We start from the raw sequence: 26,422 nt of genomic DNA, 5'->3' as shown, positions 1-26,422 counted from the left end.
ATGATGCAGGTAAATTTCTCGCACTTCAAGCCCATTGCCAGAGAAATTATCTGGCTGTGAACTCTTGCACAGGAAAGGGTCGCGTTTTTCTGTGATTTTTTATGAATTTGTTGTGGAGTCCCGGATGCGGAGATCCCTGAATCACCCGAAACATCACCTGCGTAAAATCAATATGGTGGTGGCCAGCCAGGGAGCTGCCCAGGTTGTTCTACTGACTCAAATTCCGCTCATCGTTGAGCGCTGTGGGCTGAGTCTGGCCAGCATCGGGGGGTTAGTGGCCCTAGGTACTTTTTGCCTGATGATTGCCGGACCACTCTGGGGTGAAATGGGGGACAGGGTTGGCCGCAAGCCAGTACTACTCGCAGGGCTGACTGGAGCACTGCTGGCCCAGTGCCTCTTTGTGGCCCTGTTGGTGGCCATGTCCCAGGGGTACCTGGAGGAAAGTAATGCCCTAATAGCTCTGGCAATCAGTCGTGTCATTTATGGGTTGAACGCTGCGGCCATCTACCCCTGTTGCCAGGCTTGGGCTATTGACCTGGGGGAGCCGGAAAAGCGTTTATCAATTCTTTCAGGCTTGAGTGCGGCGGCTAATCTGGGACGAGGACTCGGGCCACTACTTGCCTTGCCAGCTCTCCTCGCTGGTGCTCTTTGGCCACTGGCGTGGCTGATATTGCTACCATTCATCACCCTCGTTCTAACCGCCGGTCTGCCGAAGGGAAAGAGCCATATTGCAGAAACAGAATCCTCTGAAAATTCCTCCCTCCCTCCTGGTGCCCTGGCCCTTTTTGCCACCGCTCTGCTCGGTACCGTTAGCGTTGGTCAGCTGCAGGTTGTCATGGGACCTGCCCTTAAAGATCTCTACGGTCTCAGTGCCATGGGCGCCTCATCAGCTACTGCCGTATTGTTGGCTGCAGTGGCGATTTGTGGGTTCCTGGTTCAGATTAGTCTGGTGCGCAAACTCAAGGCGCCGCAGATGAGTTTTATGTTGGGCGTAAGCTCCCTATGCACAGGCACCATCTTGCTCTCCAGTACCCTAGGCAGCCTGCTCGCAGCTGCCGGCTTGCTGATCTTTGTGGTGGGGATTGCCTTTTTGGTACCGGGCTACAGCACACTTTTGAGCCAAGCGAATCGACGCGGAGGCCGGCTATTTGGATTTCTATCACTGATGCACACCGGCGGTTACACTATCGGTTTTGCCATCGGTGGCTGGCTTTATGAAAGGGATCCGCAGCAACCCTTATTGGGATTACTCGTCAGCGTCTCACTTATCGCGTTTTTTGCACTACTCAGCAGCATAATCAGCAAGAAAAAGAAAGTGGGACAGACCCAGTACACTGCCAGGTAACAAAGTTATTGCTTAATTTGAAAAAGGGTGGCCTGTGCCACCCCTCAAGATTCAGAGATACCGCTGCCAGAATTCGGCCTGCCCAAACTCTTCATCCAGCGTATAAGGCTTGAACCCCGACTTGCGATAGGCATTCTTCGCGGCAAAGTTTTTTTCCAGTACTTCCATAGTCAGCTTACAGCCCCCTCTCTTTTTTGCCTCTAACGCCACAAAGTCCATCATGGCAGCGCAAACGCCCTGCCCCCGGGCGCGCTCACTGACGATAACATCGTGAATATTAATCAGCGGCATACAGGAAAATGTGGAAAAACCGGTGAAACAATTAACCAAACCCAAGGCCTCATTATCGCCATAGGCGAGCACGCTGAAAGCACCGGGAAAATTTGCCAATTTAGACACCAGCTCATTGCGACAAGGCTCTGGCAATGGCCCCCCTCCACCAAAAGGATGGCGGGAGTACTCATCCATTAAATGGATAATATCCTCAGCCTGATGGCAGTCCGTATAATTCGCCAAAACCACACGCAATGCGCTGGAAGTCTCCGGGGTAACCAAGGCCATTATTATTCCTCCGACTTTTTCCACCTGGGAAATGCAAAAGTATTGAAAAGCGAGTATGTAAACAAATTTTTGTTAATTTGACGATTATTACTGCCAAATAAAATCCATACCGCTTTTAAGCGCTCTTTTCATTTCCTGGTTAATTTATCGGAAACAGCAAAACTCAAGCCAAGGGCTCCCTTTCCAGTTCTCGACTAAAGGGGTCCTCTCCACCATTCATTGGTTCAATAGCTCCTTCCTCTTCATCAGAATTAGAGGTGTATCCACGTAGCCGAGTCCGCCGCGCCTGTAGCTGGCGCATACGCAAACGGTGCCGATCAGCAAATCCAGAGCGCAAGGATGTGCGCTGTCGCCTACCGGGACCGGAGTGATTCCTTCTCGCCATCATTTCTCCTTAAATTGAGACCCAATGCTAAAAAATAGTCATCTTTCAGGTTAGCCCATACCCTCTTGGCCCGCAGGAATAAAGCCGCTATCCTCCCAACATTATGTCCAATTAGTCATATCAGGATACAAACCCATTGCACCCGCTAGATCATCTATTAAAAAATAATCAGAACTGGTCCGAGGCCACCCACAAGGACAACCCGGACTTTTTCTTAAAGCTTTCAAAGCAGCAATCACCGGAATACCTTTGGATTGGCTGCGCAGACAGCCGTGTGCCCGCGAATGAAATTGTCGGGCTTTTGCCCGGTGAGCTGTTCGTACACCGCAATGTCGCCAATGTGGTGGTGCATTCTGACCTCAACTGCTTATCCGTTTTGCAGTACGCGGTAGAGATTTTGAAGGTCAAGCATATTATCGTGTGTGGGCATTACGGCTGTGGTGGCGTACAGGCGGCACTACACAACGAACAGCTTGGTCTAATTGATAACTGGCTGCGCCATATCCAAGATGTTCGCGACAAGCACCACACTCTGGTTGACTTATTCCAGGAACAACAGCGTACAGACCTACTGTGCGAGCTCAATGTCTTGGAGCAAGTAATCCATATTTGCCAAACGACAATAGTACGCGACGCATGGCGCTCAGGTCAGTCACTCTCCATTAACGGTTGGGTCTACGGGCTAAAAGACGGGCTCGTACACGATTTGGGGATTTCCATTCGCCACCCAGGAGAGATTGCAGACGTCTATCAAAATGCACTGACAAATATTTCCCAAGGCAAACACGATTAGCAGCACCCTCCGACGATCTCCCTTATATTTGCCCTAAAGCCGGTTGCCCTACAGCCGGCTACTGTCTAGCTAGCACGGGGGCACCATGCCAGACTATCGCCAGTGGGAATGTCAAATCTGCGGCTGGATCTACGATGAAGCCAAGGGCTGGCCTGAGGATGGGATAGCCCCTGGTACCCGTTGGGAAGATATCCCCGAAGACTGGTGCTGTCCCCAGTGCGGAGCACACAAGCAAGACTTTGCAATGTGTGAGTTGGATAAAAAAGCCCCCCCCCCTTCTCCACTTGATACCGCGCTTGACTCCCCGTTACCAACTCATGAGGGCACAGCTACTTTTCGCCTCTGGGAGTGCATGGTGTGCGGATGGGTCTACGACGAAGCCAGGGGGTGTCCAGAGGAAGGCATTGCTCCCGGCACCCGCTGGGAGGATATCCCCGAGGACTGGAGCTGCCCGCAATGCGGAGTGGGTAAGGAAGACTTCGACATGGTGCTGGTGACTCCGGCATCAAAACCTATAGAAAATGACACTGAGCTAAGTGGCGGTGAAGTCTCCAACGAGAATCAAGCCCCACTAGTGATTGTCGGCACAGGCCTGGCCGGCTATCACCTAGCCTTGGAGTTTCGCAAGCTCGATTCTGTAACCCCCCTGGTTCTGATTTCCAGTGATGACGGGGCCTTTTACTCTAAACCCCTTCTATCAGCCTCCCTTTCCCATGGAAAAACAGCCCAGCAGTTATGCCAAACCAGTGCCGAAGAAATGGCGCGTAAATTGGACGCACAGATTCTCGTACATACCCGTGTTACTTCAATTTCCCCCCACAGCAAAACATTACAGTTGCAGCAGGATGTTGATAACCACGTAACAGATATTCCTTACGACAGGTTGATATTGGCGACTGGTGCCCACTGCCGCAAATTGCCGGCTATCGCGGGCAATGCCCACGCAAGGCTATTTAGAATTAACAACCTGACAGACTACCACCGCTTTCGCACCGCGCTCGTTGGCTGCCAGCGGGTCCTCCTGATCGGTGCAGGTCTGATTGGTTGTGAGTTTGCCAATGATTTGGTGCAAGCCGGATATGAAGTGGCTGTGGTAGATCCTCAGGAGTGGCCGCTCGCCTCTCTCTTGCCAGAAGCTGCCGGTCGCGATCTCCAGGAGGTGCTCAATAACAGTGGCGTTCGTTTTTATCTGGGGAAATCCATTCGCTCCCTAAATCAAAATCCTAAAGGTATTGAAGCCCTGCTGGATAACGGTGAGACGCTAGTGGCAGATATCGCCCTGGCGGCACTGGGTCTTGAAGCCAATACTGCCCTGGCTGAAACTGCGGGACTGAAAATTCAGCAGGGAATTGCCGTAGACCGGAAATTACAGAGTAACAATCCGCATATATTTGCCATTGGCGACTGTGCGGAGGTAGAGGGGCACCAACTGTTTTACGTCGCTCCCCTAATGACTTGTGCCCGCGCCCTGGCTCAAACCCTTAGCGGTAATCCCAGTCCCGTACACTACGGCGTTATACCGGTTGCGGTTAAAACAACCCTGCGCCCCACAACCCTCTGCCCTCCCCATCCAGGCGCCGAGGGCAGCTGGCAAGTATCTCAAGACACAAAAGGCGTCTGTGCCGAGTTTCGCAACAGTAGGGGAGAACTGCTCGGTTTCGCACTGACTGGCGCCGCAATTACAGAAAGGGAGCGACTGATGAGTGAGTGCATGCCGCTTATGGACAATAAGTCATTCGAATAACGATATTCGAGCTTCTTTTACTAGCTTGCGAGGCAAGACGCGCAATCAGTACGCTTTTGCCGTAAAATGGCTGGCTAGCACAGTTTTTGTACAAGCAACCATCGTATGTCGACAGAAAGAAGCTCCATTATCACTCCCTCCCCTCAACAAAGTCGCCTGCTGCGCGATACTCTGGGCCAGTTCGCTACTGGGGTCACCGTTATTACCACGCAGGACTCTGAGGGACAGCCTGCGGGGATGACCGCCAACAGCTTTAATTCAGTATCTCTGGACCCCGCACTGGTTCTATGGAGTATCGACAAACAATCACTGGGCTACGAGGCCTTCACCACCCGCGAACACTTTGCAGTACACGTACTGCGCGCAGATCAGCAACACGTTTCCAACCTGTTTGCCGGTCGCGGGGCCGATAAGTTTGGGCAGATTCAGTGGAGCGAGGGCCCAGATGGAATACCTCGCCTGGAAGAGTGCGCCGCCTATTTCCACTGTCGCCGTGTTCAGTGTATTGAAGGTGGGGATCACACCATCCTGCTGGGAGAAGTTTTGGAGTTCAGTGCTTTCGGCGGCGAACCCCTAATATTCCACCGCGGACGCTACCGCGCCTTGTCTGGAGAATAAAAAACCCAGAGGCTCCACCATCAAGACTTTTAAGGGGGCACTCTGCCCCCTTTTAAATTTTCCAAACCTATAAAGGTATTTGCCTGTCTGGCTGGGTTAACAACCGATAGACTTAAATCACCCTTGCCTCATCATTTAATAATAAGCTTTTAAAAATTATCGGGGGGAGTTAAGCAACAATGGGCCCAAGCACACTTTTCTGTTTTGCCCACCGGGGATACCAACGCCAGGCCAGTGAAAACACTTTACAGGCCATCAGCCAAGCATTGGCGTTGGATGTTGATGGTATTGAAATCGATGTCTGGAATATTGGTGGGCAGCTCTTGGTAACACACGATAGGCGCCTGGGTAGACTACTTTCCGGCAACGAGCTAATAACTGATCTACATCCAGACGCCCTGCGCTAACGCCCCCTACCCTGCGGTAATAAGATTCCAACCCTGCGTGAAGTACTGGAGCTAATCGGTAGTAACGCCCAACTCAATATAGAGATCAAGGGTCCAAATTCAGCTGCGCTAGTAGCCAAAGAAATACAAACATTTGTCAGCGACAAGGGCGTAAGCTTTGATCAATATATTGTTTCCTCTTTTGATCACCGACAGCTCCACGAGTGCTTACAACTGATACCCAGTGTGCGCCGCGGAGTTTTATTCAGTGGTATTCCCCTCGACTTAGCCGCGAGCACAGTGCCTTTGAAGGCTTATTCCCTGCATACCAGCTTGGATTTTATCAGTGCTGATTTGATTGCCGATGCAAAACAGAGAGGCTTAAAAAACTATGTCTTCACGGTTAACAGCCCTGATGACCTGATACTCCTAGCCTCTCAAGGTGTGGACGGTGTTTTTACTGATCAACCAAAGATAGTACTGGACTTCAATATGCAGGTTATTACGAGCGGAAAATCGATCTGAGTCTTCATAGAGATTGGTCCATGAACAAAAAAACCCGGCAAATACCGGGTTTTTTATTGCTTACAATAAGTACTTCAGAGTAAATTTTGATTGGCATCGGCTATCAATTAATGAAGGCTTGATACCAGTCCCCAATCAAAAAACCCAATCCACTAAAACTCTGCACTCGCACGGAGATACCAAAAGCCGCCGTTAAAACCAAACGGTGATGTCAGAGCATGGCGAACGCCTAAATATTGCAGAGTACCGTCTAGTTCATCATCGGGCTGCACATCAAAAATATTTTCACCACCTATGGATAATTTATAATTTTCATAGAGAGTAAAGGTCGCCTCCAAGTCCACCAAAATTTCACTACCATAACTGTAGGTATCCGTAGCATCACCAGGACCAAACAAACCGCCAGTAGACTCCCAATCACTGTAGCGATTGAATCTTAAGTAGCCTCTAAACAAATCACCTGTATCAAAATCAAAAGTCAGAGTTGTGCGATCACTGGGCACCTGATTTTCCAGGTCGAAGACTCTGGAGGCATTAATCGTATTAGTTTCTACTTTACTCACTTCTTGCTTATTGTGGTTGTGACGTAAATCCACAACCAGTAAATTACCTGCCACTTCAAAATCACTGGTAATGGCCAAGTCGATACCTGAAACTTCTGAATCGTATGCATTGACAAAATAGTTGGCATTGCTGTCTTTCAATAAGGCAGCATCCTCTACCCCTGCATTCTGTAGCAGCTCGATTTCTTCTGCGCCGATTTTATTGTTGCGCAATGCAAGGCGGTCTTCGATGTCAATGTTGTAGTAATCAAGAGTGACGCTGGTATTGCTAAACGGTGTAAACACTGCCCCTAAGGTAAAGCTGGTCGACTCCTCTGGCGTCAACTCTTTTGCCCCCAAGGCCATTGCTACCGGATGGTCCACCGGATAGGTACCACTCGGAATCAGGTTACCACTGGAATCTGCAGTGGTAGTGACATTAAGGGTATTCACTTGCCCAGGTGTTGGCGCACGGAAGCCCGTATTCACTGTCCCGCGCAGAGCAAGGTTCTCATTGACATCGTAACGAGCTGAAAGCTTCCAGTCGGAGGTGGAACCAAACTCATCATATTCTTCTAAGCGCAACGCCACGCCAAGGGTTAGTGCATCAGTAACATCCGCTTCGAGGTCGATATAAGCGGCAATACTCTCAATATTGAAACTACCGTCTGAGTCTTTGGAGAACCCCTGAAAACCATCTGAGCCCACTCCAAAATACACCGCTGTTGGGCCAACCTCAGTAGATGCAGTATCACCAGCTCCAATTGAATAGGTTTCCTCACGCCATTCAGCGCCAAAAGCAACATTCAGTGGGGAGGCAAAGGCAGCAACATCAATAGGTTTCACAAAATCTGCATTTAGACTGGACTCTTCCTGGGTGAGGGTGCCCGGTTTGAAACTAGTGGGTGACAAAACCCCGAGGCTGGGATTAATAGAGTTTTTCAATACATATTCCACCTCATTCTCTGCAACACGAGCACGCAGACCCCAGGTCAAACCATTTTGAAATTCTCCACGAGCACCTATTACAGCGGAGATATCCTGAATTTCCGCACCAAATTGTGGATTGTAACCACCCGGGAATTGGGTATAAATCGGATTGCGCAATACATAGCCACTGGGGCTGGAGTCATCCGCTACCAGGTAATCAGACGGATTTAAGCCTTGAGCAACAATATAATCAATCAGTGACTGAGGGGCGGCATCGGGAAGAAAATCGCCATCATCATCCTTCTGTAAAGTCGGCTCAGCTGCAAATTCATATTCCGGATCCAGCACCGGTTCGCGATAGAAAAAATCAGAAATCGTTTCATTACTGGAATACCCAAAATTACCATATAGCTCTACATTCTCATTAATATCCAGGCCACTATTGACAAAAAATTTCAGAGCCTCCACATCCGGATCACCCCAGCGTTGACCAAGTCCATCTAGAGGCACCAGATTACTACCCAGAATAGAACCTACTTCTTCTGCGCGATTGTGAGTGACACCACGCCAAGTTTTATCAGCTTTGGAATATTCTACAGTGGCATTAACAAACCCCTGATCAAAAAGGTTGAAACCAGCATTAGCGGCAAAAGAATTACGAGTTCCATCCCCCTCAAAATATTCACCAGTCTGAGCAGAAAGAGCAAAACCTTCAGCATCATCCTTTAAGATGATATTAACCACGCCGGCAATAGCATCGGAGCCATACTGGGCCGAAGCACCATCACGCAGCACCTCGACTCTTTCGATAGCCAGTGAAGGCAACGTGGAAAAGTCCACCGCCTGAGCTCCCTGATTGACCGTACCCAGAGGGGCCAGCTGTAAATTCACCAGGGCAGAACGATGCCGACGAGTGCCATTGACCAGTACCAATGTTTGGTCCGGGGACAAATTACGCAGGGTTACTGGACGAATAAATGCCGTACCATCCGCGATGGGAAAGCGCTGGGTATTAAACGAGGGAGCAATTTTTGCCAGAGACTCAGTGAGGTCAAAGCCTGCTTGATCTGCCAACTCCTCTCCGCCAACTACGTCAACCGGTGAAAGAGTTTCTGTTGGGGAAACACCTTCCTTACGGGTACCAGTAGTAATCACCTCTTCCATAGTACGATCATCGGCTGTCGAAGATTTTTCATTTCGATCCTGCGCAAAAGCACTTGGAGCAGTCAGCGCGATGGCGATTGCCAACGATAAAGGTTTTAGCAAATGGGTTTGCATATTGCCCGTCCTCTCTTCTCATTATTAATTCGGACAGCACACCACAGGTTACCCCTGATAAGTGATGCACAGTAATTTTCATGCGCACAATTTCAATAACTGTGCGCGACTTATTTCTGTGGGAATATGTCAGTTCGCCAAGATAGCTGCAAATTTTGGCGTCAGTGCTAAAAGATTTTCACTTTTTGGCATTTTCCCTCGTTCGATTAGACAACAGTTACTCTGGAAACCAAAATCCATGGCGTTTAAATTAATTTATAGCAATGACTGTCAGAGCCGACTGCCAGCCTTAACTGCCAATCATGTCATTTTTTTACTGATATTTTAAAATCGAGGATGGAGATAATAGGCCCAGGGAAGAAAAATCCCTGGGCCCTCTTTTTTTATTGCGGGGTATAGGTGACATCCAGCTCAAAGCTGGAAGTTTGACGGCTGTATCCGCGAACCATGATGAAAGCTTGACTATCACCGCTCGGCACTTGTAGCGAACAATTTTCAGCTGAACCATTCTCGTAGGGCCGGCAATCGTAGTAGCGCCAGGTCGGGGCTGCTCCAAACCGCACGTATAGATCAGCGTCATTGGTGCCGGTCATATCCGCAACAAAATTGGTTGCCGGTGTCACGCTAAATGGCCCGTAATGCTCCTCTCCACCACGAGTCACACTGCCAGAGAAACTTTCCGTTTTCTCCTGACCTGGATCGGGATCGGGATCCGGGTCGGGATCAGGACCTGGATCATCACCAATGGATCCCTTGGCCAGCTCTGCCACATAAGCGGCAGCCAGTTTGCCGAACTTCACAGCGTGATTTGCATCGCCACCACTGTTGGCTAAAGTGTCATTGACAGTGTGGATATAAGGATTAGAGCCATTAAATGTGGCCTCGAAAGGGAAAGAGGCCGCGAAGCCCTGGTTGTGCCAGGAGGCATGATCCGAACAAGCATAGCCACAGGTAGTTGTGCCGACACTAAGGTTCCCCAGATAGGTCTGAGCAAGATCTTTCAGGAAGGCATTCTGTGAGCTGTTGGTGTAATCACCAATAATATAGATATCACTGTTTGAACCATAATAATTGGTCATATCCAGTTGTAGAACACCAACCACATTTTTATTTTGGTTCTTGTAATCCGTAGCAATATCATCGGAACCACGCAAGCCAACCTCCTCTGCCGCATACCCCATAAAAGCCAGAGTTTTTGCAGGCTTGTAACCTGTTGCCACTATGGCATTCACCACATCGGTCAGAGTGGCGATACCCGAGGCATCATCATCGGCACCCGGTGCCCTGGTGCCTTCCCCGGTACCCCAGCCAACGGTGGAATCCAAATGCGCCCCCAATACCACGATTTCATCAGGGTTTGTTTGCCCCTGAATAGTGAGAATGACCGAAGGCTGAGCCCAACTATGGCTATAGAGCTGCACAGATGCATCGCTGCGAGAGCTAGTCAATGCTTGCCATTTATCCCGAATCCATTCAGCACCAGCTACGCCTGTAGTAGTGGTGTAATAGCGATTGGTAAAATTGGAAAGGCTGGTGATTGTCGAGCGAATATTTGCCTCAGAGATTTCCGCCTGTAGGGCATTCACCACATTTGCATTATCAATGGTATAGCTGGCAATACTCGACACAGTGTTAGCCAGTGGAGAGAGCTGCGCAGTTTGCGCCTCCTGCAGGGAATCATGCACCATAAAGCCACCACAACGATTGTGGCTATTATGCATTATCGTAGAAATTTCGGATAAATTATCCTCATTCACCTTCAATATGGTTATACCATTGCGCTCTCCTAGTGCATTCAGGGGCTCCTTAGCCATTAACGCACTGCTTTTTTTCAGGGATTGATAACCGTCACTGCCGATCGTTATCCACAAGTCCTCAGCTAAAGTTACACCGGGTACCACCAGTAACCCTAGTAGCGATGTACAAATCATTTTTTTCATTATCTTCTCCACATTGATTGATTCCCCCAGCGTAAGTCGGCAATTTCCCAAAAAACGCTGGGAGGCACTGGAGACTCATGCAAAATCCTTGCACAAACAGCATGCTTCGATGCCGACGAAGTTAAAAAAACCCATAAAAAACGTTCTTAAATACGCAACCTGACTCAAGAAGAAATACTGTACGACATATGGATTTATTTTTATTATTTAAACTTTGATAAACGCTGGGGTTAACAGATAGAAAAACTCAATAAAAATCAAAGAAACAAGCACCAACAGAAAAATGGTACTTGAACAATTTAGCACCACTCACCAAAAAACAAATAATAATTTTTAAGACTGAAGAGAACTTAAAAAATTCTGAATATAAAAAGTTTCACTATTGTGAATAGAGAACGACAATCACCAGGCGAATTAAATCTAATAAAGGGCTATTAGAAAACGATCGAAATCACTCAACATAATAAACTCTATTGGATTAGACAGGTCCTATCGAGCAATGAATTACACTGCCTTCTTAACTCTATGCCTCAACTCTTACCCCTCTTCTTTTTCACCTTATGTAGAGAGTGCAGAGACACTTTGGTATCGCACAAGGTTTATGAGCCTTTAACCCATTCTCTTCAGCTTACAGTCAGGTTGGCTCAGGTAAGTTGCCCTTTTATCCCGATCATAGGAAACAGCAGTGAAGCTAAGATTTGGAACCCTTTCTTTGGTCGCCATCACGCTCTTAAGCACCGGTTGCGCCACCATGAGCAAAGATGAATGCCAAGTAGCCGACTGGCAGGCACTGGGTTATGAAGACGGCGCCGAAGGAAGAGGATTGAGTTACATGGGCAAACGACGGGAGTCCTGTGCAAAGTATGGTGTTCAGCTCAATACCAGTTCCTACCGCATCGGGCGGGATGAGGGGTTAGAACTTTTTTGTACAGAGCTACGCGGCTTTTCTGAAGGGCGTTCAGGGGAAAACTACGCCGGCGTTTGTCCCGCGGGCCTTGAAGGGCTCTTTCTGAAAGGCTATGAAACCGGCCGGAATCTTTTCATTGCCAAAACTGCAGTTGAAGAAATTGAAGCGGCTATTCACGATCGGGAGCTGGAACGTGAGCACCTCCTAGATGACATGACTGAAATAGGTGCCCAACTGGTTGAAGATGAAGCGACACGCGAAGAGCGGGTTACCCTATTGGCCGACATCGCACGTCTTAAAGTGCGCCATACCGAGCTGGGACTAGAGATTGACGACCTACTATTCGAGCTGACACAAAGACAATTGGAATATCAGGATTTATTGGCTATATCTCCCTACCCACAATAAGTAACAGGGTAAACCCGGGCGGAGGAGAAGAGAAACTGTTCATTAAACGACCTGGAGCATGAACAAATTAGTTATTAACGCTACTCTTCAAATAGCCCTAACTGTAAAGAGTTATTATCTTCCGCCTTAAAATAAGTTTCTAATGCAGAATCCAATATAATTTACTGGGAGTATAGTTTTATTTTATTTTTGTTCTAAAATAAACGGCTGAAACAAAACTCTAACCGTATCTAGCTAACACTAAATTCTCTGGGCTCTGTCTATTTAGCTTCTATAAAAACAGTCATTATAAAAAGAAGACTAAAGAAATTGCTTATTTAGTCCCTAATTTTTCCCCGCATCGCCTTTACTTGAGAGCGGCGATTTTTATTTTTCAGGCGCCGCTCCTTTGAGCCTCGACTGGGTTTCGTCGCTATACGTGGCTTATCCACCCTGGATACCTGCTCGACCAATTGCTGTAAACGCTCCAAAGCATCTGCCCGATTTTTCTCCTGGGTCCGAAAGCGCTGCGCCTTAATAACCACAATACCATCAGCTGAAACTCTCTGATCACGTAATTGTAGTAGCCTGGACTTAACCGCCTCAGGCAGAGAGGAGCTTCTAATATCAAACCTTAGGTGAATTGCACTGGAGACTTTATTTACATTCTGACCACCCGCCCCCTGGGCGCGGACAGCGCTGAACTGCACATCAGCCAGGTTAATCTTTAGACGGGCACTTAACATAATTTCAAATCCAAAACCAACTCGACGACCATCAGGGTGAGAACTTATATTTTACTGAAATTCATCACTCTTTAGGACACTCTCCTTTCGGTACCCTGGTACCCCTCATTCTTAGAAAAACACTTGCCCTTCCCATTAATCAGACGCACCATGAATCGAACGATTAAAAAGCCATAGCGCATTTACCTAAAAAGAATCATTCAGTACTATTGCGCCACTTTGTGCGTGCCTCAAGGCCCCCAATTTTGGGATGACCAAGCAGCCAGCCACTTAACCCGTGACTTATTTTATTGTCTGGGTCAAATCCGCTAGTATTGCCAAGCTTCCTTGAGGTACAGGAACAAAAAACAATAAAGATGCACGCCCAGTTGTTTCCTCTGGATTCCTCCCGATGTCTCCGCGGGTGTGCCATTACCGCGACTAGGAGAAAACCATGCCTAACGCCAAGCGCAGCCTTGCGGCGGCTATTGCACTTGCATCCCTTACCAGCGTTTCTGCAATTGCAGAAGAATCGGCCTTCAGCCAGGTTATTGCTTTTGGTGACAGCCTCACCGACGTAGGCAACTACGATGTATTCACTAATGGTGGCGATGCAAATGATATCGCTATCAATGTCATGTCCCAGAATCTTGGCCTGGGCTCTTTAACAGCATCTTGTGCTGGTATGCAATCTTCTCTCTGCCTACCCAGTATTGACCCTGCATTGATGACTGACCCCGCCAAGCTTGAAGCAGATGTTTCGCGGCAGGTTTTTAACGGAGTCAACGAAGCAGGGTCTGTATGGGCTGTTGGTGGCCACAAAGCTGCTGACGTACTGATGAATATTATCGGTGCCGAGAACTACATGGCTTTCCTTCAAGCTAATGGTTTAGACGCTGACGTCAATCGACATAATCTTCTTAGCGCTTTTATGCCAGCTGTAGATGCGGAAGGAAAACCAGCCTACCCAGACCAACAATTGGCCGGCTTGCTAAAACAGAAGTTAACCGAAGCTGGGACCTACGCCGCTATGGCAGAAGCTGCGAAAGCGCAAGGTGATTTAGTCGCTGCTGCCGGGTATCAGCAACAAGCATTAGCAGCCAAAGGCGAGGCTGATCAAGCTCTAGAACAATTAGGTACTTCTGGCAACCCACACCCTTTGGGTAGAGGTTACCTGGAGACCACTCTTGGAACTGCCGACGCCAACGCCCTTTACTGGGTAAATGGCGGCGGCAATGACTTACTGAGCGGCTTTGAAAGTGTCGCCAAAGGTGAAATGAGCATTGAGGAAGCCACTGCAAATGCAGGTCTGGCATCCGTGATGCTCGCGAGCGCTGCCGGCGCCTTATCCAACGCAGGGGCTAACTATATTCTGGTATCCAACGTGCCGGATATCAGCAAGACTCCAGCTGTTTATAAGGCCGTTAAAGACGCTGTAGACTCCAGTGAGAGCGCAGCTCAGCTTAAGGCGGCAGTAGCAGCAGGCCTGGTTACCCAAGATGAGGCTGATGCTCAACTGACGGCTGCTATTGACAAAGCTTTACTTGATGCAAGTAAGGCGTCCGAAGGCTTTAATGCCAACCTGTTGGCTCAAGCCAAAGATATCGACGGCGTTCTAATGGTCGACCAAGCCGGCCTGCTCAAGGTGGCCCTGAATAATGCCGGCCAACTGGGCCTGTCTACAGAATTCGACCAGGGCCAATATTGCTTTGACGGCAGCGGCGGTGATTGCATTGAGCACCCTGTATACGGCATTAGCCAGGACACTGCCGATGCATCCAAACTGATCTTCAACGATACCGTTCACCCCACCCAAGTTGGTCAGCAGGTTCTCGCCGACTACTACACCGCTATTGTGAATGCCGCTCAGGTCGCCGGTCAGCTGCCTGACATCGGCGCTCAGGCTGCTCGCACACACATTAACAGCCTGGATGAAAACCTGGCTGGTGTACGCTATAGCCAGGCCCAAACCGCAGTATTTGCTGGTGGCATTTTCGGTGATATCGATTACGACAACGGCTTTGCCGCCGATATGAGCGGCGATAGTAATGCCAACCTGATCGGTATGACCTACGCCCTTCGCGACAACCTGGAACTGGGCTTCGCGGTGAGCCGCTCCGATATCGATGTGGATAACGCCCGCTCCGATATCGAGTCCACCTCTACCAACTACAGCTTGTTTGGCCGCTTCCATCACGATGTATTCTTCGTTGAAGGTAGCATGACCCTGACCGATGTAGACTTCGACCAGGCAAACCGCGCCCTGACCCTCGGCAATAATTTTGCTTCCGAGCTGGAAGGCGATACCTCCGGTGAAAATACCACTCTGAGCCTGACGGTTGGTGCCAATCTGTTTAGCGAAGCAAGCTTCCAGCTAGGGCCCTTCATCGGCGTAACCCGAGCGACCATGGAAGTTGACGGCTATACCGAAAAGGCCATCGAGGGCTTTACTTACACCGACTCCATGGGTAATGAGTACGACCCCCTGGGCATGAATTACGGTGACCAAGAGCGTGACTACAACACCTTGCGCTTCGGTGCTTTTGCCAATAAGAGCTGGAACACCATCAATGCCTACGCGCAGGTTTGGTATGAAGATACCAACGGTACTGACACAGATACCCTTGAGGTAGGTGTTAAGTCTATGGCTGGTAACATGAACGCTATGCCCAGCTATTCCAGCGTGGACCAAGGCCTCTTCGACGATGGTATGGGCCTGATTGCTGGTATTCGCTGGCAAGCGGCTGACTCCCTCGCTTTAAGTGCCAATGTGACCTCACGCCCAGCGGCTGAGCAAGCATCGGTCAATGTTACCTACCGCTTCTAATCCAGCGATAGCGCTAACACTCGCGCCCCTCAGGGGGCGCGACTCTCTTCCCTCTCCTAACAATTAAGTTCCTCCCGAGCCTCCTTCTCGCTATATAAACAGCTTACCGGCACAATACAAAGCCAACCCTCATTGTGAAAAAAACCAGTATGTTTCAAATCACAACACCTAATTTAGTGATCAGTGAGCTCTGTGAAAGTGACTCGAAACTGATGCTCAACCTACTCAATGATAAGGACTTCGTGAGATATATTGGCGATCGCGGAGTGCGCACTCTTGAGCAGGCTAGTGATTACATTAAAAAAGGGCCAATAGCCATGTACCGCAAGTACAACTTTGGTCTCTATAAAGTTGAACTTGGCAATGGTATCGGCATTGGTATATGCGGCTTAATCAAGCGGGACTGTCTTGATGATGTAGATATTGGCTTCGCTTTCTTAGCAAAATATAGAGGCAGAGGCTACGCGTTAGAGGCAGCACAAGCCGTGCTGGAATATGCTCAACACCAATTAAACTTAGAGCGAATTGTCGCGATCACGCTACCCGAAAACACATCCTCAATAAAGCTGCTGAATAAAATTGGGCTTCAAGTAGAGAAAAAGATTGTTTTACCAGGGGAAACAGAAGAGCTTCTCCTGATGGCATGGGAAGCTTAACAGAATAACAGAAGTCATTTGGTGTCCAAAAATACTGCCACCAATAATGACCAACTCATGAAAAATGACTGGATAGAATGTCTCTTCTGAGCCGACAGTTTCAACCACCGACTCAGCGACCTAAACTTAGCCTCTCCAGCTTGGCATCAGGTCCAACTTCCAACCATCTTGGCTTTTTATTATTCTGGGGGCATTAATTTTATATTTCATATCCATGTATTCCATCGTAATAACAAGTTTTGCCCGCTCAACGCCAAACTTAGTTTCGATAGAGTAGTCAATAGACTCCAGATCAGCCTTATCCCAATCAAAGGAATGATTTTTACTTTTCAACAGGATTTTCTTGTAAGCGGTTTGAACTCTACTTTTCTGGGTACGTATATAATCTGCACCCTGCATTTTCTCTACCAACTCATTGGTTCGCTTCATAAAACTTTTTTTACTGGATTCACGAATATCAGCATTTAGAGCCAACTCAATCAAGCCTTCATGATCTTCCGCTGTCATAAATAAATCGTTGTAGCCTTCCTGATCCTGGGAGGTTAGCGCATCTACAAGATCCTCTGCCAAATCCTCTGGCGTTGAGTTTTCTCCACAGGAGGCTAGAAATATGACAGATAATACCAGCACAGCTATTTTTTTCATTTATCCCCTCAATCTAAAGACCATGAACAGGGGGCGGATAGTAGGCATGAGAACAATACCAATCAAGAGATTTCATGCTGACAGTAATCACACGTAATGACACTGATTGACTACAGCAGTAAAACTTCAAGATGGCTATTCTTCATTTGAACCCAAAAGTCCCTTCTCTTTATATCAGAACTCCAAACCAAGTTATGAACTGCGTTGATTGGTAGCTTATCACCAGAGACAAGTCCAATCTTTACCAGATATCGTCCCTACAAATACAATCAAAATACAATTAAAAAAATAAATTTTTACTTTTGAGCTATTCGATTAGTCAATATCTTGGACCGGCATCCAGGCCAATAAATTAAATATTGTTTTTTTGCAGAAACATTGCATCTGAAGAGATAGTCGACACGGCCAAGAATCGTGAAATTTCGAAAATGAATATAAACAACTACTTTTAAATCATAATTGTCTATTTAAATCATTTCCATTGAGTAATTACACTATCAATTAAAGACAAATATGATAAAGCTTTAATGCCTTACAAAAATCATGGTTTCTTTATTGACATGCCACGGCGCTAAGCTAGTCTCCAACTTATTAATCTAGGAGAAGAAAGCCATGATAATCGCGACAGATATGCCTGAAGTGAGCAAATGTGCCGCAACTCAGTGTGCCTATAATGCTAATGATGCCTGCCACGCCAGGGCGATAACCATAGGTGAAGGCGCGGACCCAGATTGCGACACTTTCTTCACTAATTCCAGGCACACCCGCAGTTCCCGCACCGCGGGTGTTGGCGCTTGTAAAATGGAAGACTGTAAATTTAACGATGACTTCGAATGTTCAGCGGACCGTATAGAGGTTGGGCGCAATGGCAACTCAACAAATTGCCTAAGCTATACCCACTGAGCCTGGATCAGCTGGCAAGTTCCCCCCCAATAATAAAGCCCGAAAGCTATCCGCTATCGGGCTTTTTCTTTTAAGGCATTACACGATCTTAATCTACAGCTTGTAAATCCCGTTGAGACTTCTCTTTGATATCCCGGGGCTCCCAAACTACCCCTTGAGTAGTCGCATGCTGCTTAAAGAGTGGTTGATAATGGGATTCCAGCACTTTGCGTTTAATTTTTAGAGTGGGAGTCAGAAATTCATTTAACGGAGTCCACTCCTCCTTACAGATAAAAATTGCCCGGATACGTTCATGGTACGGTAAACGCTCATTAACTGACTCCAGTATACGTCGCAACTGTTCATTGACCTCAGTACGAGGAAGCTTTTCCGCAGATTCCGATATGGTCGCCAACATCACAGGTTGATCCATACCATGCCCCAACACACAAAGTTGTGCCAAAAGGGTCTCATTACCGAAGTGTCCCTCCAGTAAGCTGGGCTGAATAAATTTTCCTTTACTCGTTTTAAAAGTTTCAGAGATCCTGCCTGTAATATGCAGCAAGCCCCTCTCATCGATAAAACCAGAATCCCCGGTATGGTAATAACCATCTCGAATGGCTTCTGCAGTTTTCTCTGGCTCCAAGTAATACCCCTTCATCAGAGAGCCGCTCTTGAAAAGGATTTCACCCTCATCAGAAATTTTCACCTCGCAACCGTGGTAAGGTTTACCCACCGTACCAGGTACGGGGTCCTCACCAGGCATCACAAAACAGCCATAGATGAAGTTTTCCGTCATCCCATAGCCATCAGCTATCTGCATTCCCATACGCTCATACCAGCGCAATAGCTCGATGGAAATTGGTGAGGCTCCGCTTACCAGCATTCGAGCCTGATCCAATCCAAGCCCGGCACGTACCTTATTTTTTAACCAGCTATTCAGGCCCGGAATTCTGAGCAATACATTTTGCAACGCAGGCGGGATCTTCTCGTCAATTCCCTCCTTAAACTTGGTCCACAACCTGGGAACCGAGAAGAACATAGTGGGCTTAGTACGCTGTAGGTCTTCAAGGAAAGTATCCAGGGACTCCGGAAAGTGTACCGGCGTACCTGAATAGAGACAGTGGAATTCCACCAGAATTCGCTCTGCAGCATGGGCCAAAGGCAGATAGGAAAGCACGCGGTCGCTCTCATTAAAGCCATAACCACGAATCATATTGGGTACTACAAAGACTACCGACGACCATGTATGCATCACGCCTTTGGGATTACCGGTAGTGCCAGAGGTGTACATAATGGTGAAGAGGTCATCCTCATTAAAAACGGGACTTTCCTCATAGCGTTCATTAGAGGCGATAACAGCCCCCAACTCTTCATCGCAGTGTATTTCACAGCGCTGAATCGCTACCGAAGGTAGAGTGTCCGCCACTTCCTGAAGAGCGGCATTGTTATCTGTAGCTCCACAAAAAAGCAATTTCGACTCGGAGTGCTGCAAAACATAAGACATAGAGGATGCAGATTGCCCAGGATACAGAGGCACGCTAACCATACCAGCAAGCATGATACCTACATCAACAATGATCCAGTCAGCACAGTTTTTACCGTGAATTGCAATTCGATCGCCTGGTTCGAATCGGCTGCGCAGGTAACCCGCGATACGTCTGGCCCGATCCATTACCTCACGCCAAGTGTAATCCTGCCACTCGCGGCGCTGCATCTGACGAAGAAATACCGTTTCCGGTTCTTCCGCCTCTCTCTTGTAGAGAAGCTCCAATGGCTGCAGGCCCTTCACCTTCTCGTATCGCTCTTCTGGAGTCATCGCTTTCTCTCTCATTATTGTGTTTATTATGGTTTGATATTGGATAGCACTGTAAGACCCTGCACTTGGGTAATAGCAGCGACTTAAATTCCAGATCGCCAATTCAATTGACCGCGCACCTAAATCACCATTTTAGTGCACTCTGACTAGCAGCTTTCTAAGAGGTGCAGTCACAAATATATAGGTCAACGTCAACTTATCGTTATTATTTAACTTAAAGTTACTGAATATGCTCGCTTAGTGCAATTACTAAGCACTACGAAAGGATGTACCACTTCAGCAAGAGTGTAGACTACCCAGTCCGCTGCAATGAGGTTGCAATAAGATAGTATCTGGTGCACTTTTTGTGGAAAGGCAAAAGCTTGAGTTAATGAAAAAACTTAGAAAAGCTTACGGCGCAAGAGATGACTAGCTAGTACCAACTATAATCACGGTAGTAATAATTGTGAATACTTATATTCTTATACTTTCACACTTTAAAAAATCTAATTACTTTCCAGCCTAAACCGTCAAAGCAAATGTGTGTTCACATAAATGACAAGAGCTAAACAGTATCGTTTTTTAAAAGATAAAAACTGGAATCATAATCGAATTAGCAGACCATCGCTGACTCTGACTAAAGCTTCGCTAGAAACACTCAACCAGTGAAAAATATTTACTAAATTAAAAGTTATTTTAAATAACTCACTGCTGCGAAGAACTTTATGCGCAATAGAGTTGAGAGGATAAAGGATGAGGAAGATAAAAGTTACAATTAAAGTATCTTAAAAAAGAGGAAAGCTCATCCAACTCTCCCCTCTTTTATTTACTTATTTTTAGCTTACTGTCTCACCATGAGCCTGCTTATCTGCATGGTATGAAGAACGCACCAGCGGACCACAAGCGGCATGCTTAAAGCCGATTTGTTCTGCATAACGACGATATTCCTCAAACTCATCCGGATGTACATAGCGCTGCACGGGCAGGTGCTCTTTACTCGGCTGCAGGTACTGACCGATTGTGAGCATATCGATATCATGCTCGCGCATATCGTCCATTACCTGGAAAATTTCTTCCTTTTCCTCACCCAGGCCCACCATCAAACCTGACTTGGTTAGTACATCCGGGCGACGCTTTTTGTACTCTTGCAGCAGCTTTAGGGACCACTTGTAATTGGCACCTGGGCGGGACTCACGATAAAGGCGCGGTACGGTTTCCAGGTTATGGTTGAATACATCCGGTGCCTGCTTTTCAAGGATATCCAGTGCAATATCCATGCGCCCGCGGAAGTCGGGGGTGAGGATTTCCACTTGCAGGTTCGGGGAGAGCTCGCGAGCTTCGCGGATACACTCGGCAAAATGCTGAGCCCCCCCATCGCGCAGGTCATCCCTATCCACCGAGGTAATAACCACGTAACGCAGACTCATGGCGGCAATGGCCTCCGCCAGATTCTTGGGCTCTTCCGGGTCCAGAGGGTTGGGCTTACCGTGGCCAACATCGCAGAAGGGGCAGCGGCGGGTACAGATTTCCCCCATGATCATGAAAGTGGCAGTACCGCCACTAAAACATTCACCCAGGTTCGGACAGCTGGCTTCTTCACATACGGTGGAGAGTTTTTGCGAGCGCAAGATACTCTTAATTCGATCCACTTCTTTTGAGGCTGGCACTTTCACCCGGATCCAGTCGGGTTTGCGCAGCACAGTATCACTGGCAATAACCTTGACTGGGATACGCTCTACTTTGTCACCATCACGCAGTTTCTCCCCCTGTTGAAGGCGGCGGGTGCGCTTTACCGGCACCAGATCGGGTTTATCAGCCATTACTCAATTCCTGCTGTTCCGCGCTCAGTTGCGCCAATACATGTTCTTCTAGTGGCTGCCACTTGGCCGAGGGCAGCTCCAAGGTACGCAGTAATTCGCGCACAAAAATTTCCGCCACCTGTTCCCAGGAGGGTACCTGTGGCAATAACTCGGCCATCTGCACCATTTGCATGCCGGCATATCCACAGGGGTTAATTCGGAGGAAAGGGGCCAGATCCATATCGATATTGATGGCAATACCGTGGAAGCTGCAGCCGCGGCGCACACGCAGGCCTATGGAAGCAATTTTATTGCCACTGCGAGGCCCTTCCGTGAGATAGACCCCTGGTGCATCAGCACGAGGCGCAGCCGCTATACCCAATGTTGCCAGCATTGCTACCGTAGCTTTCTCCAAGGCCGTCACCAGATCGCGCACGCCGATTTGGGCGCGACGTAGATCTAGCAATGGATAAACCACAAGCTGGCCGGGGCCGTGATAGGTCACCTGGCCACCACGGTCCACCTGCACCACTGGGATATCACCGGTATTCAACAGATGCTCTGCCCTGCCGGCCTGCCCCTGGGTAAATACCGGTTGATGCTCCACACACCAAATTTCATCTGCGCTACTTTCATCACGAAGATCGGTATATCGGGACATGGCACGCCAGACGATCTCGTAGTCCCGCCGGGCTAGGTTGCGGACAATGGTCATCAAAGCACCATATGAACCGCAGGATGTACTTTCAACTCCTCAAAGAGGGCCTTGAGCTGGTCCTCACCTGTAGCGAGGATAAAAAAGGTCATCGAGGTAAACTTCCCACTGCTACTATCCCGCAGAGTAACGCGCTCCTCATCCAAACCGGGGGCATGGCGACGCATAACTTCCAGAACGAACTGATGCGCGTCCTCATTGGCATCGCGTACCACTTTGACCATATAGTCTTCGCAAGGGAATTCAATCTTCGGGGGTTTCTGATTGGGATCTTGACTCATACCACTCTCCGGGACCGGCCTTTGGACATTAAGAAAAGCTTAGGTGCAGCCGGGCGGCGATTATACCGTGAGCGCAGGGCAGTGGACAGGGAATGACAGAGGAACTGGTCAGGGAACCGGGCGAGCCGGCCAGGGAGGCAAAATTGCCACCCCTGGCTGGTCAAAACTGAGCAAATTTAATTGAAGAAGCCCATAACAAAGCGCTTGATAGAATCCCACATGCGCTTGAAGAAACCGGCTCGGTCTACCTCTTCTGCGGCGACCGCTTTAACATCCGCGACAGTTTCGCCATCGAGAGTCACAACAACTTTACCAACAGACTGACCCTTCTCGACGGGAGCTTCCAACTCTCCATCCACAATCAGGTCGGCCTTGATACCCTCTTCGCCACCGCGTGGGATAGTTACAAAAATATCCTTCTCAACCGCTATGCCAACACTGGGTTCTTTACCACCCCAGACACGCTCGGTCTGCAGTACTTCGCCCTGCCCATATACTTTGTGGGTCTGGTAGTAGCGGAAACCATAAGCCAGTAGCTTCTGGGTCTCTGAAGCGCGTTTTTCATCGCTATCGGTGCCTACCACGATGGCTATCAGGCGCATACCGCGCTTCATGGCAGAAGCCACCAAACAGTAGCCAGCCTCTTCGGTATGGCCTGTTTTAATGCCGTCTACTGCGGAATCACGCCACAATAGGCGATTGCGGTTGGGCTGGTTGATACCGGAATAACTGAAATACTTCTCGGAGTAGATGTCGTAGTGCTCCGGGTGGTTGGCAATCAGAGCACGTGCGAGAACCCCCAAATCCCGGGCAGTGGTCACATGCCCCTCAGCCGGCCAGCCAGTAGCATTGACAAAATTGGTGTTCTCCATCCCCAGCAGTTCGGCTTGCTGGTTCATCACTTCAGCAAATACCTCCTCACTACCTGAAACATGCTCAGCCAGGGCGATACTGGCATCATTACCAGACTGGATAATAACGCCGCGCATCAGGTCCATAATCGGTACCTGGTCGCCAACCTTAACGAACATCTTAGAGCCGCCCTTGCGCCAGGCTTTCTCAGAGATACGTACCTTGTCATCTTCTTTAATGCTGCCTTTGATCATCTCTTCCGAGACAATGTAGGCCGTCATCATTTTTGTTAGGCTGGCAGGAGGAACCTCCTTATCAGCCTCGTGTTCCACCAATACCTGACCGGTATTGGCATCCACAAGCAAGTAGGAGGTAGCCGCCAGCTGGGGCGGCGCTGGAATAAGTGATTGCGCCTGGGCTAGGCCCGCACAAAGCAACAGAAAAGAGCAGGCGATAATCCGTGTGATCATAGGTGAGAGTCTCGTTAATCCTCGTGTTCGTTGGCTGGCTGTTAACCTATTACTTATTTTAAGCGATTAATTCACAGCGAAGGCTTATCACCTTATGCCGTGAGCCAGTAATAAAGACAAAATACAAGAAAATTCGCGCCATTGCGCAGTATTTTGTGAACGGTCGTTCCTATGACCGTCAATTCCATTGGTGATCACTAACGACTTGCTATCCCTCCTGTGCTGCCGGCACAGCTGATGACGGGTTTTTCAGCGAGTTCGAGAAAAGAATATCGTCAGGAATTTACGGTTCTCCGGTAACCGTGACCTTTCTCCACAAACTGGAATATTCACCGTTCGGACCGCACTTTTACCGATGGGTTTTATTCATACACAACCTGGGGCTCTCCCAGCTGGTTCTTCTGCACAGTTTCCCGTGCATTGGCCAGGGCCCGCTGTTGGGAGATTGGGCCTATGCGCACCCGATAAAATTGCTTGCCACTGCGCTCAACCGGACTGACAGAAACAGGATAGTCAATTGCTGCAGCCAAGCGAGCCCGAATTTTCTCGGCCTGGGCTGGGCTGCTATAGGCTCCCACTTGCAGGAAGGTATTTTCCGGCAGGCGGATACTGGCATCCTGGGGCAGACCGCCAGTTACATCGCCAGCCAATAGGGTTTCCGTCACCGGTGGCAGGGTATTTGGGTCCAGCGCTTCTACCTCAACACGGGCAACGCCCTGGTTCACATAGCCCAACTTTTGCGCTGCTGTATAACTCAGGTCGATAATTCTGCCGTGAACAAAGGGGCCGCGGTCGTTAATGCGCACAATAATACTACGTCCATTATCCAGGTTGGTTACCTTGGCATAACTGGGTAGCGGTAGGGTTTTGTGCGCGGCGGACATGGCATACATATTATAAATTTCGCCATTGGCAGTGCGCCGCCCATGAAATTTGGTGCCATACCAGGAGGCCTTACCCTGCTCTTTGTAGCCCTTAACCGCAGGGCGCACGTGATAGGTTACACCTTTGACTTTATAAGGGCTTTTATTGCCCGCCGGTCCGATTGGTTCCCGCACGGGTGTGGGCTCCGGCGTAGCGAGCATATTTACCGGTTTGGCTGGGCCGCTATCCTTAAGGCTATCGAAGTCCTGCTCGCCCTGCTTATTCGGCTTAATTTGCGGGCCGCCACAAGCGACCAAAAACAAAGCGGCGAGTAGGAACACTCGCCGTATATTGCGCTGAAACATAATCCCCCCGGCGCGCGGCAACCCCAGGCTGCCGTCTCCAAGCCGCTGTTATCTATAACTGCTTAGTAAAACAGAAAATTATTGATTACCACCATCACCATTAGTTCCCGGCTTTGGCAATTATTCTCAGGAATTATTTATCTCCAACTCAGCTCTTTCCGCCGCGCGCTTTAACAATCTCCTGGGCAAGTTCATTCACTGCCATGGCGTAGAGGCGGCTGCGGTTGTAAGTCGTAATAGTGGAGAAGTTATTCAGGCCTAACCAGTACTGCTTGCCCTGCTCAGTCTGCAGAGAGAAAACAATCGCGGGCATTTCGGGTGCCACTTGGCTGGTAGCATTAAAACCTTTTTCCGCCAGCTCACCCACTGTCCACTCGGGCTGTAGGGTATCGTTGACGATGGTCATATCTGCATTGGGGCGCGGGTTGGCTAATACAGTCGTTGGCTCACCGGGCTTCCAGCCGTGTCTGGCCAGATAGTTAGCCACACTGCCGATCGCATCGGTTGTATTGGTCCAGATGTCCACCTTGCCATCTTCACTGAAATCCACCGCATAGGCGCGGTAGCTTGAAGGCATAAACTGGCCGTAACCCATGGCACCGGCATAGGAGCCCTTCAGCGCGAGAGGATCCATACCTTGATCACGGGTTAAAAGCAGGTAGTTTTCCAACTCCTTGGTAAAGAACTCAGAGCGGCGCGGGTAATTAAAGGCCAGGGTGGAGAGTGCATCCAGTACCCGGTAGCCTCCCATATTGCCACCGTAGCGGGTTTCAACCCCGATAATCGCGACAATAACCTCAGCTGGGACACCATACTTTTTCTCAGCTTCTGCCAGGGCCTCAGCATTCTTATCCCAAAAATCCACACCGCCGGCAATGCTTTGCGGAGTTAAAAATAGCTTTTTGTATTGATACCAGGGCTTGGCTTTTTCTGCGGGGCGCTTGATCGCCTTGAGGATAGAGTCCTTGCGCTTGGCATTGCGCATCAGTTCCTGCATTTCGTTGCGGTCAAATTGATGCTCTTGCACCATATATTCCACGAACTTTTGCGCGTCGGCATTATCGCCGTGGCCGGGCTCCTGTGCACAAGCTGCCAGCGCTAGCCCCATACCAACCAATAGTCCCGAGGTCCACTTCAAAACCACCGCTCCTGTCTTCATCTCGCGTCTCTACATCCAGTTTTTGATTTGCGCCGCTGGTTCA

Annotated in this window: 21 protein-coding genes and 1 pseudogene; 9 read left to right on the top strand and 13 right to left on the bottom strand. The window is 48.9% G+C overall.

The genetic code is table 11. The features are described 5' to 3' along the window. The first annotated feature begins 124 nt into the window (after positions 1 to 124). A complete protein-coding gene (locus ACJJI0_RS20195; protein ID WP_444883954.1) occupies positions 125 to 1,345 on the top strand; it encodes an MFS transporter in 1,221 nt (406 codons plus the stop codon). Between the two features lie 51 nt (positions 1,346 to 1,396). Here the strand turns inward: ACJJI0_RS20195 and ACJJI0_RS20190 are convergent, their stop codons facing one another. Both ACJJI0_RS20190 and ACJJI0_RS20185 read right to left on the bottom strand, forming a co-directional pair. Beyond that, on the bottom strand, positions 1,397 to 1,906 hold the full coding sequence (locus tag ACJJI0_RS20190) for a GNAT family N-acetyltransferase (protein WP_444883953.1): 510 nt from the start codon (positions 1,904 to 1,906) through the stop codon (positions 1,397 to 1,399). A 163-nt stretch (positions 1,907 to 2,069) separates the two neighbouring features. Then, a complete protein-coding gene (locus ACJJI0_RS20185; protein WP_444883952.1) occupies positions 2,070 to 2,291 on the bottom strand; it encodes a hypothetical protein in 222 nt (73 codons plus the stop codon). A 136-nt stretch (positions 2,292 to 2,427) separates the two neighbouring features. Here ACJJI0_RS20185 and can point away from each other — a divergent pair, with 136 nt between their 5' ends. The 4 genes and pseudogenes from can to ACJJI0_RS20165 all read left to right on the top strand — a co-directional run bounded on the left by can (position 2,428) and on the right by ACJJI0_RS20165 (position 6,357). Then, positions 2,428 to 3,084 carry a carbonate dehydratase gene (gene can, locus ACJJI0_RS20180; protein WP_252083105.1) on the top strand — a complete coding sequence of 219 codons (657 nt, stop codon included), beginning with the start codon at positions 2,428 to 2,430 and terminating at the stop codon, positions 3,082 to 3,084. Between the two features lie 85 nt (positions 3,085 to 3,169). Next, positions 3,170 to 4,828: an FAD-dependent oxidoreductase gene (locus ACJJI0_RS20175; RefSeq protein ID WP_444883951.1), complete on the top strand. Its 1,659-nt coding sequence runs from the start codon at positions 3,170 to 3,172 to the stop codon at positions 4,826 to 4,828. Positions 4,829 to 4,933: 105 nt separating this feature from the next. Continuing rightward, complete coding sequence (locus ACJJI0_RS20170; protein WP_444883950.1) at positions 4,934 to 5,446, top strand: flavin reductase family protein; 513 nt, start codon at positions 4,934 to 4,936, stop codon at positions 5,444 to 5,446. 179 nt (positions 5,447 to 5,625) lie between these two features. Then, positions 5,626 to 6,357: pseudogene (locus ACJJI0_RS20165) on the top strand (glycerophosphodiester phosphodiesterase). Between the two features lie 152 nt (positions 6,358 to 6,509). Here the strand turns inward: ACJJI0_RS20165 and ACJJI0_RS20160 are convergent. Both ACJJI0_RS20160 and ACJJI0_RS20155 read right to left on the bottom strand, forming a co-directional pair. Then, positions 6,510 to 9,107 (bottom strand): TonB-dependent receptor plug domain-containing protein, encoded by a 2,598-nt coding sequence (locus tag ACJJI0_RS20160; RefSeq protein WP_444883949.1) that lies wholly within the window; start codon positions 9,105 to 9,107, stop codon positions 6,510 to 6,512. A gap of 383 nt (positions 9,108 to 9,490) precedes the next feature. Further along, positions 9,491 to 11,047 carry a M20/M25/M40 family metallo-hydrolase gene (locus ACJJI0_RS20155; RefSeq protein ID WP_444883948.1) on the bottom strand — a complete coding sequence of 519 codons (1,557 nt, stop codon included), beginning with the start codon at positions 11,045 to 11,047 and terminating at the stop codon, positions 9,491 to 9,493. 685 nt (positions 11,048 to 11,732) lie between these two features. Between ACJJI0_RS20155 and ACJJI0_RS20150 the strand changes: the two genes are divergently transcribed. Continuing rightward, on the top strand, positions 11,733 to 12,362 hold the full coding sequence (locus tag ACJJI0_RS20150) for a DUF2799 domain-containing protein (RefSeq protein WP_444883947.1): 630 nt from the start codon (positions 11,733 to 11,735) through the stop codon (positions 12,360 to 12,362). Positions 12,363 to 12,679: 317 nt separating this feature from the next. Here the strand turns inward: ACJJI0_RS20150 and arfB are convergent, their stop codons facing one another. Continuing rightward, entirely contained in the window at positions 12,680 to 13,087 is a 408-nt protein-coding gene (arfB, locus tag ACJJI0_RS20145; protein ID WP_444883946.1) for an alternative ribosome rescue aminoacyl-tRNA hydrolase ArfB, read from the bottom strand. Between the two features lie 433 nt (positions 13,088 to 13,520). Between arfB and ACJJI0_RS20140 the strand changes: the two genes are divergently transcribed. Together ACJJI0_RS20140 and ACJJI0_RS20135 are read left to right on the top strand one after the other, a co-directional pair. Beyond that, complete coding sequence (locus ACJJI0_RS20140; RefSeq protein WP_444883945.1) at positions 13,521 to 15,893, top strand: autotransporter outer membrane beta-barrel domain-containing protein; 2,373 nt, start codon at positions 13,521 to 13,523, stop codon at positions 15,891 to 15,893. Between the two features lie 134 nt (positions 15,894 to 16,027). Further along, positions 16,028 to 16,549, top strand: coding sequence for a GNAT family N-acetyltransferase (locus ACJJI0_RS20135; protein ID WP_444883944.1), 522 nt, complete (start codon positions 16,028 to 16,030; stop codon positions 16,547 to 16,549). A 126-nt stretch (positions 16,550 to 16,675) separates the two neighbouring features. On the opposite strand, the gene ACJJI0_RS20130 is transcribed toward ACJJI0_RS20135, so the two are convergent. Next, positions 16,676 to 17,194 carry a hypothetical protein gene (locus ACJJI0_RS20130; protein WP_444883943.1) on the bottom strand — a complete coding sequence of 173 codons (519 nt, stop codon included), beginning with the start codon at positions 17,192 to 17,194 and terminating at the stop codon, positions 16,676 to 16,678. Positions 17,195 to 17,806: 612 nt separating this feature from the next. Here ACJJI0_RS20130 and ACJJI0_RS20125 point away from each other — a divergent pair. Further along, the gene (locus ACJJI0_RS20125) at positions 17,807 to 18,097 is read left to right on the top strand and encodes a DUF1540 domain-containing protein (RefSeq protein WP_252083115.1); all 291 of its coding nucleotides are present in this window, start codon (positions 17,807 to 17,809) and stop codon (positions 18,095 to 18,097) included. Between the two features lie 88 nt (positions 18,098 to 18,185). Here ACJJI0_RS20125 and ACJJI0_RS20120 read toward each other — a convergent pair whose 3' ends face one another. The 7 genes from ACJJI0_RS20120 to mltB all read right to left on the bottom strand — a co-directional run bounded on the left by ACJJI0_RS20120 (position 18,186) and on the right by mltB (position 26,379). Then, a complete protein-coding gene (locus ACJJI0_RS20120; RefSeq protein ID WP_252083116.1) occupies positions 18,186 to 19,895 on the bottom strand; it encodes an AMP-binding protein in 1,710 nt (569 codons plus the stop codon). An 815-nt stretch (positions 19,896 to 20,710) separates the two neighbouring features. Then, positions 20,711 to 21,694: a lipoyl synthase gene (gene lipA / locus ACJJI0_RS20115; protein WP_444883942.1), complete on the bottom strand. Its 984-nt coding sequence runs from the start codon at positions 21,692 to 21,694 to the stop codon at positions 20,711 to 20,713. Next, complete coding sequence (gene lipB / locus ACJJI0_RS20110; protein ID WP_252083118.1) at positions 21,687 to 22,388, bottom strand: lipoyl(octanoyl) transferase LipB; 702 nt, start codon at positions 22,386 to 22,388, stop codon at positions 21,687 to 21,689. Before lipB ends, lipA begins: the two co-directional genes overlap by 8 nt. After that, complete coding sequence (locus ACJJI0_RS20105) at positions 22,388 to 22,669, bottom strand: HP0495 family protein (protein WP_252083119.1); 282 nt, start codon at positions 22,667 to 22,669, stop codon at positions 22,388 to 22,390. The genes lipB and ACJJI0_RS20105 overlap by 1 nt, the downstream gene beginning before the upstream one ends. A gap of 176 nt (positions 22,670 to 22,845) precedes the next feature. Further along, a complete protein-coding gene (locus ACJJI0_RS20100) occupies positions 22,846 to 23,991 on the bottom strand; it encodes a D-alanyl-D-alanine carboxypeptidase family protein (RefSeq protein ID WP_252083120.1) in 1,146 nt (381 codons plus the stop codon). A gap of 362 nt (positions 23,992 to 24,353) precedes the next feature. Then, on the bottom strand, positions 24,354 to 25,220 hold the full coding sequence (locus ACJJI0_RS20095; protein WP_444883941.1) for a septal ring lytic transglycosylase RlpA family protein: 867 nt from the start codon (positions 25,218 to 25,220) through the stop codon (positions 24,354 to 24,356). Between the two features lie 148 nt (positions 25,221 to 25,368). After that, complete coding sequence (gene mltB, locus ACJJI0_RS20090; protein WP_252083121.1) at positions 25,369 to 26,379, bottom strand: lytic murein transglycosylase B; 1,011 nt, start codon at positions 26,377 to 26,379, stop codon at positions 25,369 to 25,371. Positions 26,380 to 26,422: the final 43 nt, after the last annotated feature.

Source organism: Microbulbifer mixtoriginis (SeqCode), assembly GCF_052466695.1.
This window is presented reverse-complemented; position numbering and strand designations above follow the sequence as displayed.

Coding starts and splice junctions, on each gene's coding strand:
- ACJJI0_RS20160 (WP_444883949.1), bottom strand. CDS start 9,107: ATGCAAACCCATTTGCTAAAACCTTTATCGTTGGCAATCGCCATCGCG.
- ACJJI0_RS20175 (WP_444883951.1), top strand. CDS start 3,170: ATGCCAGACTATCGCCAGTGGGAATGTCAAATCTGCGGCTGGATCTAC.
- lipA (WP_444883942.1), bottom strand. CDS start 21,694: ATGGCTGATAAACCCGATCTGGTGCCGGTAAAGCGCACCCGCCGCCTT.
- ACJJI0_RS20170 (WP_444883950.1), top strand. CDS start 4,934: ATGTCGACAGAAAGAAGCTCCATTATCACTCCCTCCCCTCAACAAAGT.
- arfB (WP_444883946.1), bottom strand. CDS start 13,087: ATGTTAAGTGCCCGTCTAAAGATTAACCTGGCTGATGTGCAGTTCAGC.
- ACJJI0_RS20125 (WP_252083115.1), top strand. CDS start 17,807: ATGATAATCGCGACAGATATGCCTGAAGTGAGCAAATGTGCCGCAACT.
- ACJJI0_RS20095 (WP_444883941.1), bottom strand. CDS start 25,220: ATGTTTCAGCGCAATATACGGCGAGTGTTCCTACTCGCCGCTTTGTTT.
- ACJJI0_RS20185 (WP_444883952.1), bottom strand. CDS start 2,291: ATGGCGAGAAGGAATCACTCCGGTCCCGGTAGGCGACAGCGCACATCC.
- ACJJI0_RS20155 (WP_444883948.1), bottom strand. CDS start 11,047: ATGAAAAAAATGATTTGTACATCGCTACTAGGGTTACTGGTGGTACCC.
- ACJJI0_RS20105 (WP_252083119.1), bottom strand. CDS start 22,669: ATGAGTCAAGATCCCAATCAGAAACCCCCGAAGATTGAATTCCCTTGC.
- ACJJI0_RS20130 (WP_444883943.1), bottom strand. CDS start 17,194: ATGAAAAAAATAGCTGTGCTGGTATTATCTGTCATATTTCTAGCCTCC.
- ACJJI0_RS20100 (WP_252083120.1), bottom strand. CDS start 23,991: ATGATCACACGGATTATCGCCTGCTCTTTTCTGTTGCTTTGTGCGGGC.
- ACJJI0_RS20190 (WP_444883953.1), bottom strand. CDS start 1,906: ATGGCCTTGGTTACCCCGGAGACTTCCAGCGCATTGCGTGTGGTTTTG.
- ACJJI0_RS20120 (WP_252083116.1), bottom strand. CDS start 19,895: ATGACTCCAGAAGAGCGATACGAGAAGGTGAAGGGCCTGCAGCCATTG.
- mltB (WP_252083121.1), bottom strand. CDS start 26,379: ATGAAGACAGGAGCGGTGGTTTTGAAGTGGACCTCGGGACTATTGGTT.
- ACJJI0_RS20195 (WP_444883954.1), top strand. CDS start 125: ATGCGGAGATCCCTGAATCACCCGAAACATCACCTGCGTAAAATCAAT.
- ACJJI0_RS20140 (WP_444883945.1), top strand. CDS start 13,521: ATGCCTAACGCCAAGCGCAGCCTTGCGGCGGCTATTGCACTTGCATCC.
- lipB (WP_252083118.1), bottom strand. CDS start 22,388: ATGACCATTGTCCGCAACCTAGCCCGGCGGGACTACGAGATCGTCTGG.